The following is a 15,927-nucleotide window of genomic DNA, read 5'->3' as shown; positions in this document are numbered from 1 at the left end:
TCTTATCACAATGATAAGAAGGTTTTTTTTAGGATGACATGAGAGATTGATACATCGACACATAAGGATGAGATGCTTGCTTTTCTAGATATAAGTTCTCGCAAAATTGCGTACTGCAATGCCATGTTTTATTGTTTCTGCGTAAACCAAGCGTATATTTGTGCGGAGAGTCCATATAAGGCCGCACCACCCAGTCAGCATCTGAATGATGACGGATGACAACCTCTCCTAAATACACACTCATCATCGCTTCTAATGCATCTATTGGCATTTTCCACTCAGCGAACAGCTGCTTGGTCAATGCATCAAAGTATAGTGATTCTAACTGATACAGGCTTTCCTCAGAGTAATCCAAAGAAATGTTATGAAAATGACACAATTGTGCTAATTCTTCTAGCTGTGTCTGTCTATAATCAAAGTAGAAAGCAATGGCCTCCCATTCATGATCAAATGAGGGAACCAATTCTCCGTACAAATCAACAAAGTCAGGAAAAGAATCTTTCAATGTGTTCAGCTCCTTCCACACGCAGTATATCATCTCCTTGGCATCAGGATAAGAGGGGATTTACACTAAATGTAGCTCTTTTTTCCAAATGATTCATCTTTCCGATTTTCGAGGATATAATGAAAGGGAGTTTTCCTTTACAGAAATAAATAAAAGGAGGATTCAACTGTATGGAAGACGTAGGACAACAAGCAATCGTGGGCATTGTGATCCACCTATTTTTTATCGCGGTTACATGGTGGGCACTGCTTGCTGTAAATATTGATCCACTCATTAAAAAAGGGAAAATCGTTCAAGCAAGGCTGCTGATGATGCTCATTACCATTGCTATCGCATCTGCGGTCAGCAATTTCTTCCTTGATTACTTAAATTTCTCGAGACAAATTCCTTATATGTTCTAACATAAAAGGTTTGGTCACGGCCTTCTGCGGGAACGTAAAAGGAAGGGTCAAAAGGCTTGCCTTTTGTTGACTTTTCCACGTATGCATTGCCCTCCTTGCGGCAACACTTGTAGCAAGGGGGAATGACAAGTGAGAAAGTATTTGAAAGGTTGGCCATTATTTGCGTTTATTCTTTTTTTTGTTCTGATGATTCAAGGTGTTCGTGCGGAAGAATCTTCCCCGCTCGCTCAAATAGCAGAAGGTCTAAAAAACCAGCAAATCGAAGTCGATGGGTGGACCCTTCATGCCAAAACAAATGTAGATATTTCATCCGAACAATTTTCAAAAAAAGTGAAACGTTTGAAAGACGAACTACGACAGTATGAGTGGACCGAAAAAAAAGAACAACATGTCACCAAAGTCACAGGAATTTACAAAGATGAAAAAAATGATACAGAATCGAAAATTTTACTCGTGAAGACCGACACAAAATCAAATCAAAAGTCGTATTTATTATATGAGCAAAAAGGTGCTCGCCCACTGAATACCTGGGAGCATACATATGATCAGTTCGTACGTCATGCAAAAAGCATATTACAAGAGAAAATTGTAATTTTTACTTGTCTCGATGGTCATGTAAATGGTATGATGGATGTTGTTTTGCAAAAAAAAGCTGAAACGTTAGCAAATGAATTTCAAGCAAAACCAGTTGAGTATCTCGTTGAGTCTAATTTTGTGTCGCTTTCCGCTTACACAGATAAGTGGGAACAGTTCATTATGACTTCAAATGATAAAATGAATGTTCAAATTGCCATCAGAAGTTCGGAAATGAACGAAAATCATACGATTACGGTTGGCACACCAATCGTAACGACTGAATATTAATATAGAGAATTTGGGACGCGGAGGGGAAGACCTTGGAAAAAATCATCGTCCGCGGCGGTCAAAAGTTAAACGGCACAGTTAAAGTAGAAGGCGCAAAAAATGCCGTTTTACCAGTTATCGCTGCATCTTTGTTAGCAAGTACAGAAAAAAGCGTAATTTGTGATGTACCTACGCTCTCCGATGTATATACAATCAATGAAGTGTTACGTCATTTAGGAGCAGAAGTACATTTTGAAAATAACGAAGTATCAGTTGATGCATCTCATGCACTAGAAACTGAGGCTCCGTTTGAGTATGTCCGTAAAATGCGAGCATCCGTGCTTGTCATGGGACCACTTTTAGCAAGAACAGGTCATGCAAGAGTTGCATTACCTGGAGGCTGTGCGATTGGTTCAAGACCAATTGATCAGCATTTAAAAGGCTTTGAAGCAATGGGTGCTAAAATTCAAGTAGGTAATGGTTTCATCGAGGCTGAAGTAAAAGGCCGTTTAAAAGGTGCAAAAATCTATTTGGATTTCCCAAGTGTAGGGGCAACTGAAAACATCATCATGGCAGCAGCATTAGCTGAAGGAACGACGATTTTAGAAAACGTAGCAAAAGAACCTGAAATTGTTGATTTAGCAAACTACATCAATGCCATGGGCGGTAAGGTTCGCGGTGCTGGTACTGGTACAATCAAAATCGAAGGTGTGGAAACACTTCACGGTGCAAAACACAACATCATCCCTGACAGAATTGAAGCAGGTACTTTCATGGTGGCAGCAGCCATTACAGAAGGAAATGTTCTTGTAAAAGGCGCAGTGCCAGAGCACATGACATCACTTGTTGCAAAAATGGAAGAAATGGGTATTCAGATCATTGAAGAAGAAGAAGGTTTAAGAGTCATTGGACCATCTGAGCTCAAGCCAATCGATCTAAAAACAATGCCGCATCCTGGGTTCCCAACGGATATGCAATCTCAGATGATGGCGCTATTGCTTCGTGCGAACGGAACAAGCATGATCACAGAAACGGTGTTTGAAAACCGCTTTATGCATGCTGAAGAATTCCGCCGCATGAATGGCGATATTAAAATTGAGGGTCGCTCTGTCATTATCAATGGGCCGGTTCAACTTCAAGGTGCTGAAGTGGCAGCGACTGATTTAAGAGCAGGAGCAGCACTTGTACTTGCTGGATTAGTGGCAGAAGGTCATACACGTGTCACTGAGTTGAAGCATATTGACCGTGGTTATGTGAACTTCCACCAAAAGCTTGCAGCAATCGGTGCAGATATTGAAAGAGTAAACGATGAATCGGCAGATGTGACACAAGAACAAGTTGTATCAGATCTGAACGCGTAATCATGAAAGAAATCAGTGTGTCCATTGGGGCATGCTGATTTTTTTTTAGAATCATAGAATGCTTCATTTCACGAAGCTTATCATTAGTGTATCCAACCATCTTAAATTTTATTCATACAGACGAACAGTAAAATCCATTCTAAGAACAGGCCCATACCTTTCATAAAAGACTTGTCCACTAAATGAAAGAAGCTGTCATATTAGCTTGTCCCTGCCCATAGGATAAAAGAGATTCAATGACAAATGGGGGCAGCCAAATATGAAACCAATGATATGGACAATCGCAGGAATATGCATCATTATTTTAATGATTCCAACATTACTTGTGTTGCCGACGTTCCAAGGGAAACCGGCGGCAAGCCAGCACGTAGCAGCAGAACCATCAGTTAAAAAAGAAGTGAAGGGTTCAGTCAAATTGAAGCAATCACCCGTCGCTATCCCCGTCTATCGCTCAGCTCATCAGCAGGTAGAAAACATCCCCTTAGAAGAGTATGTGATCGGTGTCGTAGCATCTGAAATGCCAGCTGAATTTGAAATGGAAGCACTCAAGGCACAGGCGCTCGCAGCAAGAACGTATATCGTCAGACAAATGATCAGTGATAAGACTGTCAAATCACCTAAGGGCTCTCTTGTAGATGATACCCAAATGTTCCAAGTTTACAAAAACAAACAGGAACTCAAGAAAATTTGGGGGAAAGCGTACAATTGGAAATTAAAAAAGGTCACGGAAGCTGTCGCCAGCACACAAGGAAAAGTGCTGACTTATGACGAGAAACCAATTGATGCTTCATTCTTTTCAACAAGTAACGGAAAAACGGAAAATGCCGAAGCCTATTGGAAAAACGAAATCCCTTATTTGAAAAGTGTCTCAAGTAAATGGGACGAAAAATCGCCAAAATTTCAAAATAAGAAAACCATCTCGGTCAGTGAATTTCAGCAAAAATTAGGTGTGACGCTCACTCAGCAGGCTCAGGTCGGACAGATTGTAGAACGGACACCAGGAAACCAAGTAGCGAAAGCCGTGATCAACGGTAAAACACTGTCAGGCCGAGACATTCGGGAATCACTAGGCCTTCATTCAGCGGACTTCACATGGGAACGCAAGGGCCAGCAGATTGTCATTACAACAAAAGGATATGGTCATGGTGTAGGCATGAGTCAATATGGTGCGCATTATATGGCGCAGGCAGGCAAAAAAGTAGATGCCATCGTGAAACATTATTATAAAGGAATTCAAATCGAATCAGCCGATCGTTTTCTCAACACGTATATGGCTAAAAAATAAATCAAAGGTGTCTCAGAAATGAGGCATTTTTTTGTGTGTTCAAAGAGGTTTGAACAGAATGTGACAAATTGCGACTTAAGACGCACCGTAGGAAAACTTAAACATTTACGTCCCGATAAGAACTGATGGCCGATACAAAGTCCCTCGAAAGACAGAGAAAACGAGAGGATAATGGGTGTGTTAGGTGAAAATATCTAGACATCTGACAGAATTTTAGTGATTTTGATGAAAGAGAAAAAGGGACCGAGTCCTATACCATTCCAAGACAGAATAATTTACGATTAAGGTGTTTCAATTAAATACATAAGGAGGAAGGAAAATTATGTTGAAAAAAGTATTCTCACTCGTAACCTTAGCTGTATTGACATTATCTATGTCAATCTCTTCACCAGTATTTGCAGAAGCATCTACAGTCAAAAAACATAATAAAGATGTAAGAGTCACAATCTTACTTGATGCAAGCGGAAGTATGGCAAGAAAAGTAGAGGGAGAGCGCAAATTTGATCTCGCTAAACAAGAGGTATTTAAATTTGCTCAGTCACTTCCAAAAGACGCTAAAATTCGTATGAGCTTGTTTGGTTCTGAAGGAAACAACAAAAATTCAGGTAAAGCTCAATCATGTGAAGTCATTAGAGGCGTTTACGGCGTACAGCCTTATGAAAAAGACAGCTTTGAGAACTCTTTAAACGGACTTGGGCCGACTGGCTGGACACCGATTGCACGTGCACTTGAAAATGCAAAGCAAGCGGATGAGCAGCTTACTGAAGGAACAAAGCATATTGTGTACTTAATCACTGATGGTGAAGAAACTTGTGGCGGAGATCCAGTAAAAGTAGCAAAAGAATTGCATAACTCAAAAGGATCAACTGTTGTAAATGTGATCGGGTTAGACTTTAACGATGGCTATGAAGGTCAATTGAAGCAAGTAGCCAAAGCTGGTAAAGGCCATTACTACCAAGCAAGCACAGGTAAAGAAATGGGATCTATCTTTTCAGCAGAATCATTAAAACTACACGAATAACTTGCTGAACAAAAGGGAAACGATTGATTCATGCTTTCGTTTCTCTTTTTCTGTACAAAAGTAAAAAAGGGAGGTCTTTATTGATGAAAAGAAATATCGTATTAACCATTTTGGCTAGTCTTGTCCTGCTTCTTTCTTCACCAGCTCATGCTGTAACAAAACAGGAGCCGCCTGCTCATGTGGTGATATTACTCGATTTAAGCGGCAGCATGGCACAGTCAGTTGAAGGTGAAAAGAAAATTGAAATCGCCAAACGGTCTATTCAAAGCTTTGCGAGCATTTTATCAGAAGATACACAAGTTCTGCTTCGTGTGTTTGGTCATGAAGGAACCAATAAAAATGCAGGGAAAGCCGTTTCTTGTTCAAGCTCTGAAGCCGTTTACGGATTTGGATCATATGAGCCATCAACATTTCAACAAGCACTGAATGTGTATAAGCCAACTGGCTGGACACCACTTGCAAAAGCATTAACGGATACGAAACAAGATTTTGAAGATCACCAAGCTGAAGGGAAAAATATTGTCTATGTTGTCAGTGATGGTGAAGAAACTTGTGGTGGAAGCCCTTCACAAGCAGCAAAGGAATTACATGAAGACGGAATAGATACAATCGTCAATATCATTGGCTTCGATGTGAATGAAAAGGAAGCAAAAAGTCTTAAATCTGTTGCAAAAGCGGGTGGAGGACAATATCAACCGGCTGCAAATGCCGAAGAATTGAACCATATTCTTCAACAGGAAGCGAGCGCTTTTGGTCGGTAGAGAGTGAATGGCAGCTGGGGAAAACAACCCCAGCTGTTTTTAAGTTGACGATTAATTCAAAGTCGTTTCTAATTCATCAATTCGTTTCTCTACATAATGCTGATCCTTTCTTGCATGGAAGGTTTCGGCTTTTTCTAATATGGCAGCCGTATTATACTCGGGAATCTGTGAGTAGCTCTCATACACACCTTTAGGAATTAAAACGTTCCCTTCCGGCCAATAAACTGCGATATTGCCGCGTCTCAATTCTCCGAATTGAGCCACTCCTTGATAGGATCCATATTGATTAAAGAGAACAACTGGATCACCTTCTTGGATGTAAAGCTCTTTTGCATCTTCTTCATTCATTAGGATAGAATGACGTTTTCCACCATTAAAGGCATCCTTTTCACTGTAGATCATGGAGTTGAATTGCTTTCCTCTTCTTGTCGTGATATTGAAATGTCCTTCAGTTTTTCGATATTGAGGCAGCTGGGCAGGAAGAAGATGTCCCTTGCCGTCTGGTGTTGGACACACGCCATCTTCACAAAGCCATGCGCCTCCCCATTGAAAAACGTCTCCCTTGTGACGTAAATGCTGGATGCCATCATAATTTCGGTTGGCGACCGCAATCTCACGACGAATGTCTTCAGCTGTTTCAAAATGTATCAGCTCGGCATCTTCTGGCCGGACTCTTTTCGCAAGATCAACATAAATCTCCCATTCCGCTCTGGCTTCCTCAATACGAGGTCCTTCAATTTCTGGACTGAAATATACCATGCGTTCCGTACTGGTTGATGTGCCGCCGCCTGGTTGTTCATACCTTGTCATAGCAGGCAGCACAATCACCGCCTCTTCAGCGTCTACCAGCGTAGAGGTATTCAAAATGATATCTTGGTGAACACGGAGTTCAAGTTCAGATAATGCTTTTTCGATCGCTTCCGGATTTGGCATCGTTTCTAAAAAGTTTCCGCCACTCGTAAACAGCATTTTGAGTTTTTGTGGATGGTCTTTTGGGAGAGCCATCTTCTCAAAGGATTGCCCAATGGTGTCACCATGCCATTTAGGAATGTCAAACCCCCATATACGTTCGATTCTTTCAATATTCTCTTCATCAAAATCACTACCCGGCAAAACGAATGGATCAGCACCCATTTCACCAGAACCTTGGACGCCGCTATGCCCCCGAATTGGCATGACACCACAATGTTTTCTGCCGATAAATCCGCGCAGCATGGCAAGGTTGGCAACCTGTGATATATTATCAGTTGCAAAGCGGTGCTGAGTAAGGCCCATACTCCAAATGAAAACGCCTGAATTAGCATTGGCAAGCAGTGACGCAAATTCCTTCATTCTTTCTTTTGATAAACCTGATGATGCTTCTAGGTCCTCCCACTTCAATTGTGTGACATGCTGCTTTAAATCCTGTATGCCTGTTGTATGTTTTTGAATAAATTCGTGATCAAGAGCCGAATGGGGAGCATGCTGCTCCATGTCAAACCAATGCTTGATGACGCCGTTCATAAACGCAATATCTCCGCCTATATTGACTTGGTAAAAATCATCTGCAATTTTTGTACCGAATAAAGCACTCTCTGGAATAGAAGGAACCCAATACTTTTCCATAGCAGGCTCTTTATACGGATTGATGACGATAATTTTTGTTCCCTTCTTTTTAGCAGCGTACATATATTTAGTGGAAACAGGCTGATTGTTTGCTGCAACAGATCCCCAAAAAATTAATACATCCGTTCCAATCCAATCACTGTAATTACAGCTGGAAGCACCGATGCCAAGGGACCGTTTAAGAGCAGTTTTACTTGGTGAATGGCAAATGCGAGAAGCATTATCAATATGATTCGTCCCTATAAATCGAGCAGCCTTTGCAGCCGTATAATAAACTTCATTTGTAATTCCTCTGGCGGTTAAATAGAAAGCAAGCTGCCGTTTATCAATTGATTGGATTTTAGCTGCGATTTGATCTAGTGCATCATCCCAAGAAATACGTGTAAAGGCATTGTCACCTTTTTTTCGGATCAATGGATAAGGAATCCGCCCAAGCTTGCGAAGAGAGGTGCTGTCCATTTGCTTTAGCTGCTGAATATCTTCAAACCATTTTGGATCAATAGCTGGCATTGTGTTAAGACGAAGCACATTTAGTCTTGTGGTGCATATATGAGGTCCTGCGAGCGTTTGATCATACAGTCCTGAGACGCCAAGGGCACAGCCGTCACAAACACCCTGCGTTAAAATACGGTACGCGTAGGGAAGGTTATCTTTGTTCTCCCATGCCACTTTCATCGTATCTCGAATGTGTTTCGGTTTCACTTTGCCAAGCCCCATTGGTACAAAAGAGGCCCATAGCTTTGGTGAGGGTTTTTTATTGAGTTTAACAGGCCCCTTATGTTTTGTTTTCCCCATGAGATCATCACCCTCCTATTACTTTGTAAAGCGTTTTCATATCTAAAAATTACCTTTAGATTGTGATTCTGTCAAATTCAAATTAAGATCGGGCTGAGACAGAGGAAGCAGCAGATAGGTTTCTTTCTCTTAGCTGCTGAATATCCTTTCGAATGAGAAGTGATATGATAAAAGCAATGAAAAATAAGCCAGAGAACACCATAAGGCTTTGTGTGTAATTACCTGTTATATCTCGGATGAAGGATGAAAATAGTGGTCCTGCTAATCCCGCAGCGGCCCAAGCAGTCAAAATATAACCGTGAATGGCACCAAGCTGCTTTGTACCAAACAAATCCCCAATATAGGCTGGAATTGAAGCAAATCCTCCTCCATAGCACGTATAAATGATCGCCATAACGATTGAAAAGATGAGCGGTTCTTTTAAATAGGGGAGTAAAGGAAAAGCAATGAGCTGGATACTGAAAAAAATCGTATACGTATTCGGTCTTCCTATATAATCTGAAAACGATGCCCAGCCAATGCGTCCTAAACCATTAAAAGCACCTAAAATGCCCACAAGAGTAGCTGCAGCACCTGCAGTGAACCCAACACTTTCTTGGGCAAGAGGTGACGCTACTGAAATAATAGCGATTCCGCATGTGATATTAATAAAAAGCATAAGCCACAAATAATAAAAACGTCTTGTTTTGATCGCTTCATTTGCTGTAAGCTGTGATAAATCTTGAGGGATTTTTCTTTTCTTTGTTTTGAATACGTCAAATTGTTTGACGTCATCAGGCGTTGGTGGTGATAAATAAAGAGATGAGATCACCATGATAATAAAATAGGAGATTCCAAGAATATAAAAAGTATTTGCGATATTCACTTTTTCAATGAGATATTGAATAATTGGGCTGCAAATAAGAGAAGCAAACCCAAACCCCATAATGGCTAAGCCGGTTGCAAGACCTCTTCGATCCGGAAACCATTTGACTAGAGTTGATACAGGTGCAATGTAGCCTACCCCTAAACCAATTCCAGCGAGTACACCATAAAATAAATAGAGGAGAGGCAGTGAGGACATGTGGACAGCGAATCCTGAACCAGTCATTCCGATGCCGAAGAAAATAGCTGAGAAGAGCCCCGATGCCCTTGGACCATACCTTTCAACGAAATGTCCCATAAAAGCAGCAGATAAACCTAAAAATAAAATAGCAATACTGAATGTGAGACTTATTTCTGTTAATGACCACTGAAAGGCTTCATGTAAAGGATTCGTAAAAACACTCCAAGCATAAACAGACCCAATAGATAAATGAATTCCTACAGTACTTGCTGCGATGAGCCAGCGATTTTTCGATTTGTTCATTTTGTTCCCCCCATATAAAGCAATCAAGAAGTTTGATAAGATAGAAATATGTTACATTTTTATGACTTTTTAAAATAATATCACAATTTGATTGGATCATATAACTAAATTTGCATTGAAAGGAAGGATCATACAATGAATTCATCTGTTAAAAAGAAACGGGTCATACACCAATACCGTGAAGGCCAGTTTACCTGCAAAACTGATGAAATTGTAGAAGAATATCCTTTAACTGTGATGGTGAATGGAGAAGAATTTGTGACACTTGTTTGTTCCCCAGAGCACCTGAAAGAATTGGTTATCGGCTTTTTGGCTTCAGAAGGGGTCATTCGATTTGAAAATGAGATTAAAAGGTTTACAATAGATGAAAGTATGGGTTTTGCCTATGTTGATTTAGTTCACTCAAGTGGATTTGATTCATCAGATTTTACAAAACGAGTGATTGGTTCATGCTGCGGGAAAGGAAGACACTTTTATTTCCTTCAAGATGTGAAGACGGCAAAAACGGCCATTGATCGAATCAGTATTTCTGCTGATACCTGTATGCATCTCATGAAGTGTTTGCAAGAAGAAAGCCAATTATTTCAACATACTGGTGGAGTGCATAATGCTGGTCTGTGTGACACAGAGAAGCTATTCATCACTAGAACTGATATAGGAAGACATAATGCTTTAGATAAAATTTATGGATATTGTTTACTTCAGCGAATTCCACTTAGAGATAAAATCCTTGTTTTCAGCGGCCGGATATCGTCAGAAGTTCTATTGAAGGCAGCAAAACTAGGAGTGTCTATCGTCATTTCAAAATCAGCACCTACTGAGCTGGCGCTTAAAATGGCAGAAGAATTAAATATTACGACAGTTGGATTCGTCAGAGGGAAATCCTTTAACATTTACACGCATCCTCAGCGTATTACAGAATAGGAGGCAAAGTATGGTCAGTATTTTAGATAAAAGACATCGACCATTGCGCGATTTAAGAATATCAGTAACTGATCGTTGTAACTTTAGATGTACGTACTGTATGCCTGCTGAAATTTTTGGACCGGATTATCCTTTCTTGAAAAAAGAAGAACTGCTTAGTTTCGAAGAAATAGAACGACTTGCTACCCTTTTTGTAAAGAACCTAGGTGTGGTAAAAATACGCATCACGGGCGGAGAACCTTTAATGCGGAAGGATCTGCCTGTCTTAATAGAAAAGCTCGCAAACATTCCAGGGATTGAAGACATTGCGATGACAACCAATGGAACGCTTTTACCTTTATATGCTGATCAGTTGAAGAGAGCTGGTCTTAATAGAGTCACCATTAGTTTAGATTCATTAAATCCCGACCGTTTTAAGCAAATGAACGGAAGGCATATTTCTATCCAAAAAGTGTTTGATGGTATTGAGGCTGCAAAAAAGGCTGGACTTGCTATCAAGATTAATATGGTTGTTCAAAAAGGTGTGAATGATCAGGATGTCTTACCAATGGCAGCTTACTTCAAAAAAGAAGGACACGTTCTCAGATTTATTGAATTTATGGATGTCGGTAATACGAATAAATGGAATCTAGAACATGTCATGACAAAGAAAGAAATAATTGAATTAATTGATTCAACATATCCTATCAAACCAGAACCTCCTCAATATACAGGTGAAGTAGCCAAACGATTTTTTTACAAAGATGGTTCAGGAGAGATAGGCATTATTTCTTCCGTTTCAGATGCTTTTTGTGGAACATGTAACAGAGCAAGGCTGTCTGCACGGGGGGAATTATTTACATGTCTGTTTGCATCATCGGGTTTTGATCTGAAACAGATGATTCGTACGACAAAAGATAATGAAGAATTAACGAACAGGTTAAAGGAATTATGGTCGAATAGACATGACCAATATTCAGCCGAGAGAGAGCAGAAAAAAGATCAGAAAAAGGTTGAGATGTCATACATCGGTGGGTAATGACAATAAAGTATCATGATCATGTATTTTTGAAAAGAAGAGAAAATGTCATAATCGTGGTTGAAAATCCTTTTTTGAAAACAGGTCTTTTTATCTTATGAACTCAGTCACTATAAAAAACCAGCAGAATTTCTGCTGGTTTTTAAATTGCTATTTTGCACCTCAAAAAGATTGAGATAAGATTGGAAAATAGATTTTCCCTCATTGTGTGCGGCTTTACTTTTACGAGTGCTGTGATAAGATCAAATCATTCTTTACCAGCTCGATTTTTTCACTCCAGGGATATGACCCTTATAGGCAAGCTCACGAAAAGCAATCCTAGACATTTTGAATTTTCGTAAATAACCTCTGGGACGGCCCGTTAATTCACAGCGGTTTTTTAAGCGGGTAGGGGAAGAGTCTCTAGGTAATTTTCGTAAAGCTTCATAGTCACCTTTTTCTTTTAACTCTTTCCTTAATTCTGCATATTTCAATACAAGGTGCTGTCGTTTTTTTTCTTTAGCAATCTTAGATTTCTTTGCCAATTAAAACCCTCCTGGCCTAATTTTGTATTTTCCATTGAAAGGGGTCCTCAAATGTAGTCCAATCTTGATCAAATTCCTCAGGTGTGAGCAAGCATTGATCAAGAGTACGAATGATTTCTGCTTTAGGCAAATCTACACCGATAAACACAAGTTTTGTATGGCGATCACCAAACTCTGCGTCCCACTCATCTAGAAGCTCTGGTTCCTGATTTAATAACCGTGCTTTTTCTTGTTCAGGCAAAGCAGCAATCCAGTATGCAATTGGTTCAATCGCAACAGATTTCCCAGCTTGTGAAATTAAAATGGTTAAATCATGATGTGTGGCAAGCCAAGTAAAACCTTTCGCACGAACGATCTGCTCAGGCATTTGATCTAACCAAGCATTCAGTCTGCCGGTATGAAAAGGGAGTCTTCTTTCGTAAACAAAAGATGAAATTTGGTATTCCTCTGTTTCCGGTGTATGCTGACCATGTCCTGCGTTGATTTCTTTGATCCACCCAGCAGAGGCACTTGATTTTTCAAAGTCGAATAAACCAGTATTCAAAATGTCATCTGGCTGTACTATACCTTTTGAGGTTTTGATGATGGATGCTTCTGGTTGTAGTTTGTTCAGCACATGCTCAAGTCGATCTAATTCAGAGGGAGATACTAGATCACATTTATTGATAATAAGCACGTCACAAAATTCAATTTGATCAATGAGTAAATCGGAAATTTCTCGCTCGTCGTCATCGGAAACCGCTTCTTTACGATCTAATAAACTCTCTCCTGACTGGAAATCAGTCCAGAAACGATTTGCATCTACTACTGTGACCATCGTATCTAGACGGCAAAAGCGGGTCAAATCTATACCCATTTCTTCATCAATATAAGAAAACGTTTGAGCGACGGGAATTGGTTCACTAATTCCGGTTGATTCAATGACAATATAATCAATATTACCCGCTTTACAAAGGCGTTCTACTTCGATTAACAAGTCTTCTCTCAAAGTGCAGCAAATACAGCCGTTAGATAATTCAACGAGTTTCTCATCTGAACGAGAAAGCTCGCCGCCTTGTTTGACTAGTTCTGCATCAATATTAATTTCGCTCATGTCATTGACGATCACAGCCACTTTTAATCCTTTGCGATTTTGAAGAACATGATTTAATATCGTTGTTTTTCCTGCTCCTAAAAAGCCGCTTAATACTGTAACAGGTATACGCTTATTCATTTGTTTTTGTCCTTTTTGAAAACGATCATTTTGTTTTCCGCCTCACTTAAAAAGTAATCATTACGATTTGTAATCTAAAAAATTTATTTTGTTTCTCTATGAAGGGTATATTTCTTTAATCGAGGAGAATATTTTTTTAACTCCAATCGGTCAGGATTCGTTCTTTTATTTTTTGTTGTGATGTAGTTTCTGTCACCTGTTTCAGTACAGGCCAACGTAATATTCACGCGCATAAGTAATAGGATCCTCCTTTAATTCGTAATAGTTACGATTTGTATTTTAAAATGATCAAGACTGAATGTCAAGCATAGGAGAATGATCCAAGTCAAATGATAAAAACAAAAGGGGTATCGAATGACTATTGATACCCCTCTCCATTAATAAAAGTCACCGAGTTCTTGTTCGTAATCACCTTCATACTGCTGGACATCATAAGGAATTTCTTGGAGGAAGGCTAACCCGCCTAGTATAAGTATCAAAACGATAGCAATGAATGAAAGAATAACTGCGGCAATACTTGAAATGGCAAACAGTGTTTGCATTTTCATCATCTTAGCGTACTGTTCTAATAATTCTTCGTAAGAAGTAACTGGAGCCTGAATCAAGTGTTCAGCTGCTTTTACAGATTTTTGTACATGAATTCCCATCATAATGAGGAAGACGCCAAGGGCTGCAGGAAGAACAAGCCAAAAACCAATAAGAATAGCCAGACCGCCTGAAATATAGAGAAAGATGCTACCAACCTTTCCCCACTTTACGATTGAATGAAGAGATTGAATGATTTTCTCAGTTTGTTGCAATGGTGTTCACTCCTTTATGTATTCACTCTTTATCATACTTGAGTAAGTAGTGCTTTAGGAAGAGTGAATGTTGTTTAATTAAAATGTTTCTATCTTCACTTCATCATTTACAGATAAATAAATTATTTTCAAATAAGAAAAAAGTAACATTTACTATAAAAATTATCAACAAATTATGTCATAAATAAGATTGGTAGTAAAAAATAATTAGTAAATTTATCAAAATATGTTGTTAGTTTTCTAGTAATTGGTTATTATTGTGTTGTGTTACCATAAAAATTGGAAGGTGGAATTCATATGTTAGATCGTTTCTTAAACAAGATGACCAATGTTCAACCGGCAGCTGCAAGATGTATTTTGCAAAAATTAGTCACTTCATGTAAATCAGCACCGACTTGTTTCCTTCAAGGTGTTGGAACTTTCCGTTACTACGTGGATCGTGACACAGGTGAGATTTGTACTAGTCAAGAACGCGTTAGATGTGGCTGCTAATCTAAGGATCATATTTAATAGGATGTGAACGCATGAGCATATCTTCAATTTCATTCTTAACAAATGCTATGCAGACGTCAAATAGACGTCAAGCGGGTCAAACATCAAATTCTTTTTTAACCCAAGCGGCTCAAATTGTTCAAGGTGACCATTCTCCAGAAGAGAGAAAGGCATTATTTCAACAACTTACTCTAGTTCAGCAAGGAAAAGATTTAGAACTTCATGTTTCTAAATTAAAGGAACTAGAGAAAGAGGCTCAAAAAGAGACGTCTTCTTCGTCTGTTACTGTGAATGAGCATGGTGACCAAGTAGACATTTCAAATGAGGCTCGGAGTGAGTTTGAACAAGCTGAGGAACAGGCTTCAGGTGAAGCGAGTGAAGCTGCTGCAGGAGAAAAAGATCAAGATGTTCAGTCAGATCCACAATAAAAAATGAGGCATGTGTTTGATAGTCTTCACATGCCTCATTTATCTTTATTTTGCAGATATCCTTGAATAAAGACCATCCGGAAAAGGTGCTGCGTATGAGATGATTTCATCTTCTACCATAATGTAATAAGGAAATTCTTCAATTTGGAATGCGTCTATCATTTGCTCGTCCACAGGGATAATTCGCATGTTGGTTTTATTATCACGATATAATTCTTGATCCTCTTTTTGCCCATTCTTTAGCAAAATACTAAATGAAACGTCCAATTTACGCTGCTTTTTCGTTTCTAGGAATTGTTCAAGTGATGGGATGCAATGCGGACATGATGTATCAGTGAAAATAAGTAGCTGCTGCTTGTTGTTGGTTTGCAGTAAATCATTCACTGGAATAGGTGATGGTTTTTCAAGCAGCGGATGCACAAGTTTTTGTCCAACATGCTGTATCGGTAAGATGATCAGTTCCATTTGTTGTTTTAAATAGATGATGACTCCGATCGTTAATAATAGGCTGCAAAGAATAAGAGTGAGCTGTAAAAGTAGGATTGAATTCATCGTATATCGTCCTCTCAGAGTAAAGTTACGCAAAGCTATCATAATATAAAT

At 39.4% G+C, this 15,927-nt stretch carries 17 protein-coding genes; 9 read left to right on the top strand and 8 right to left on the bottom strand.

Annotation, left to right across the window (positions count from 1 at the left end; translation table 11 throughout):
- Nucleotides 1–28: 28 nt before the first annotated feature.
- Nucleotides 29–538, bottom strand: a complete 510-nt coding sequence (locus tag H7F25_RS15660) for a hypothetical protein (protein ID WP_232624124.1) — start codon at nt 536–538, stop codon at nt 29–31.
- A 137-nt stretch (nt 539–675) separates the two neighbouring features.
- On the opposite strand from H7F25_RS15660, the gene H7F25_RS15655 reads away from it, so the two are divergent.
- From H7F25_RS15655 to H7F25_RS15630, 6 genes are all read left to right on the top strand, one after another.
- Nucleotides 676–906, top strand: a complete 231-nt coding sequence (locus H7F25_RS15655) for a DUF1146 family protein (protein ID WP_024423724.1) — start codon at nt 676–678, stop codon at nt 904–906.
- Nucleotides 907–1,035: 129 nt separating this feature from the next.
- Entirely contained in the window at nt 1,036–1,770 is a 735-nt protein-coding gene (locus tag H7F25_RS15650) for a YwmB family TATA-box binding protein (RefSeq protein ID WP_073978872.1), read from the top strand.
- 32 nt (nt 1,771–1,802) lie between these two features.
- Nucleotides 1,803–3,110 carry a UDP-N-acetylglucosamine 1-carboxyvinyltransferase gene (gene murA, locus H7F25_RS15645; RefSeq protein ID WP_024423722.1) on the top strand — a complete coding sequence of 436 codons (1,308 nt, stop codon included), beginning with the start codon at nt 1,803–1,805 and terminating at the stop codon, nt 3,108–3,110.
- A 259-nt stretch (nt 3,111–3,369) separates the two neighbouring features.
- Complete coding sequence (gene spoIID / locus H7F25_RS15640; RefSeq protein ID WP_044330886.1) at nt 3,370–4,395, top strand: stage II sporulation protein D; 1,026 nt, start codon at nt 3,370–3,372, stop codon at nt 4,393–4,395.
- Between the two features lie 322 nt (nt 4,396–4,717).
- Complete coding sequence (locus H7F25_RS15635; RefSeq protein ID WP_034622539.1) at nt 4,718–5,416, top strand: VWA domain-containing protein; 699 nt, start codon at nt 4,718–4,720, stop codon at nt 5,414–5,416.
- A gap of 83 nt (nt 5,417–5,499) precedes the next feature.
- Nucleotides 5,500–6,177: a VWA domain-containing protein gene (locus H7F25_RS15630; RefSeq protein ID WP_024423719.1), complete on the top strand. Its 678-nt coding sequence runs from the start codon at nt 5,500–5,502 to the stop codon at nt 6,175–6,177.
- Between the two features lie 51 nt (nt 6,178–6,228).
- On the opposite strand, the gene H7F25_RS15625 is transcribed toward H7F25_RS15630, so the two are convergent.
- Together H7F25_RS15625 and H7F25_RS15620 are read right to left on the bottom strand one after the other, a co-directional pair.
- A complete protein-coding gene (locus tag H7F25_RS15625) occupies nt 6,229–8,577 on the bottom strand; it encodes an FdhF/YdeP family oxidoreductase (RefSeq protein WP_122631638.1) in 2,349 nt (782 codons plus the stop codon).
- Nucleotides 8,578–8,659: 82 nt separating this feature from the next.
- Nucleotides 8,660–9,925, bottom strand: coding sequence for an L-lactate MFS transporter (locus tag H7F25_RS15620; protein WP_185853904.1), 1,266 nt, complete (start codon nt 9,923–9,925; stop codon nt 8,660–8,662).
- A gap of 135 nt (nt 9,926–10,060) precedes the next feature.
- Here H7F25_RS15620 and fdhD point away from each other — a divergent pair, with 135 nt between their 5' ends.
- The gene (gene fdhD, locus H7F25_RS15615; RefSeq protein ID WP_024423717.1) at nt 10,061–10,849 is read left to right on the top strand and encodes a formate dehydrogenase accessory sulfurtransferase FdhD; all 789 of its coding nucleotides are present in this window, start codon (nt 10,061–10,063) and stop codon (nt 10,847–10,849) included.
- Nucleotides 10,850–10,859: 10 nt separating this feature from the next.
- A complete protein-coding gene (gene moaA, locus H7F25_RS15610; protein WP_029707486.1) occupies nt 10,860–11,867 on the top strand; it encodes a GTP 3',8-cyclase MoaA in 1,008 nt (335 codons plus the stop codon).
- A 254-nt stretch (nt 11,868–12,121) separates the two neighbouring features.
- On the opposite strand, the gene rpsN is transcribed toward moaA, so the two are convergent.
- From rpsN to H7F25_RS15590, 4 genes are all read right to left on the bottom strand, one after another.
- Nucleotides 12,122–12,391, bottom strand: coding sequence for a 30S ribosomal protein S14 (rpsN, locus tag H7F25_RS15605; RefSeq protein WP_024426333.1), 270 nt, complete (start codon nt 12,389–12,391; stop codon nt 12,122–12,124).
- Nucleotides 12,392–12,407: 16 nt separating this feature from the next.
- Nucleotides 12,408–13,604, bottom strand: coding sequence for a GTP-binding protein (locus tag H7F25_RS15600; protein WP_056765572.1), 1,197 nt, complete (start codon nt 13,602–13,604; stop codon nt 12,408–12,410).
- 83 nt (nt 13,605–13,687) lie between these two features.
- Nucleotides 13,688–13,837: a 50S ribosomal protein L33 gene (gene rpmG / locus H7F25_RS15595; protein WP_024423713.1), complete on the bottom strand. Its 150-nt coding sequence runs from the start codon at nt 13,835–13,837 to the stop codon at nt 13,688–13,690.
- Between the two features lie 144 nt (nt 13,838–13,981).
- Entirely contained in the window at nt 13,982–14,404 is a 423-nt protein-coding gene (locus H7F25_RS15590; protein ID WP_185853903.1) for a hypothetical protein, read from the bottom strand.
- A gap of 524 nt (nt 14,405–14,928) precedes the next feature.
- Here H7F25_RS15590 and H7F25_RS15585 point away from each other — a divergent pair.
- A complete protein-coding gene (locus H7F25_RS15585; RefSeq protein ID WP_024423711.1) occupies nt 14,929–15,324 on the top strand; it encodes a hypothetical protein in 396 nt (131 codons plus the stop codon).
- 45 nt (nt 15,325–15,369) lie between these two features.
- Here H7F25_RS15585 and H7F25_RS15580 read toward each other — a convergent pair whose 3' ends face one another.
- Nucleotides 15,370–15,876, bottom strand: coding sequence for a hypothetical protein (locus H7F25_RS15580; RefSeq protein WP_025093903.1), 507 nt, complete (start codon nt 15,874–15,876; stop codon nt 15,370–15,372).
- Nucleotides 15,877–15,927: the final 51 nt, after the last annotated feature.

This window comes from Bacillus sp. PAMC28571, assembly GCF_014250435.1.
GTDB classification, from domain to species: Bacteria; Bacillota; Bacilli; order Bacillales; family Bacillaceae; genus Bacillus; species Bacillus safensis.
Note: the sequence above shows the minus strand (reverse complement) of the source record. Positions and strands in the feature narration are given on the sequence as shown.

Bases quoted from the DNA above. Each gene is read 5' to 3' on its own strand.
- H7F25_RS15660 (WP_232624124.1), bottom strand. From the start codon at position 538: ATGATATACTGCGTGTGGAAGGAGCTGAACACATTGAAAGATTCTTTT.
- H7F25_RS15655 (WP_024423724.1), top strand. From the start codon at position 676: ATGGAAGACGTAGGACAACAAGCAATCGTGGGCATTGTGATCCACCTA.
- spoIID (WP_044330886.1), top strand. From the start codon at position 3,370: ATGAAACCAATGATATGGACAATCGCAGGAATATGCATCATTATTTTA.
- H7F25_RS15635 (WP_034622539.1), top strand. From the start codon at position 4,718: ATGTTGAAAAAAGTATTCTCACTCGTAACCTTAGCTGTATTGACATTA.
- H7F25_RS15630 (WP_024423719.1), top strand. From the start codon at position 5,500: ATGAAAAGAAATATCGTATTAACCATTTTGGCTAGTCTTGTCCTGCTT.
- H7F25_RS15625 (WP_122631638.1), bottom strand. From the start codon at position 8,577: ATGGGGAAAACAAAACATAAGGGGCCTGTTAAACTCAATAAAAAACCC.
- H7F25_RS15620 (WP_185853904.1), bottom strand. From the start codon at position 9,925: ATGAACAAATCGAAAAATCGCTGGCTCATCGCAGCAAGTACTGTAGGA.
- fdhD (WP_024423717.1), top strand. From the start codon at position 10,061: ATGAATTCATCTGTTAAAAAGAAACGGGTCATACACCAATACCGTGAA.
- moaA (WP_029707486.1), top strand. From the start codon at position 10,860: ATGGTCAGTATTTTAGATAAAAGACATCGACCATTGCGCGATTTAAGA.
- H7F25_RS15600 (WP_056765572.1), bottom strand. From the start codon at position 13,604: ATGAATAAGCGTATACCTGTTACAGTATTAAGCGGCTTTTTAGGAGCA.
- rpmG (WP_024423713.1), bottom strand. From the start codon at position 13,837: ATGCGCGTGAATATTACGTTGGCCTGTACTGAAACAGGTGACAGAAAC.
- H7F25_RS15585 (WP_024423711.1), top strand. From the start codon at position 14,929: ATGAGCATATCTTCAATTTCATTCTTAACAAATGCTATGCAGACGTCA.
- H7F25_RS15580 (WP_025093903.1), bottom strand. From the start codon at position 15,876: ATGAATTCAATCCTACTTTTACAGCTCACTCTTATTCTTTGCAGCCTA.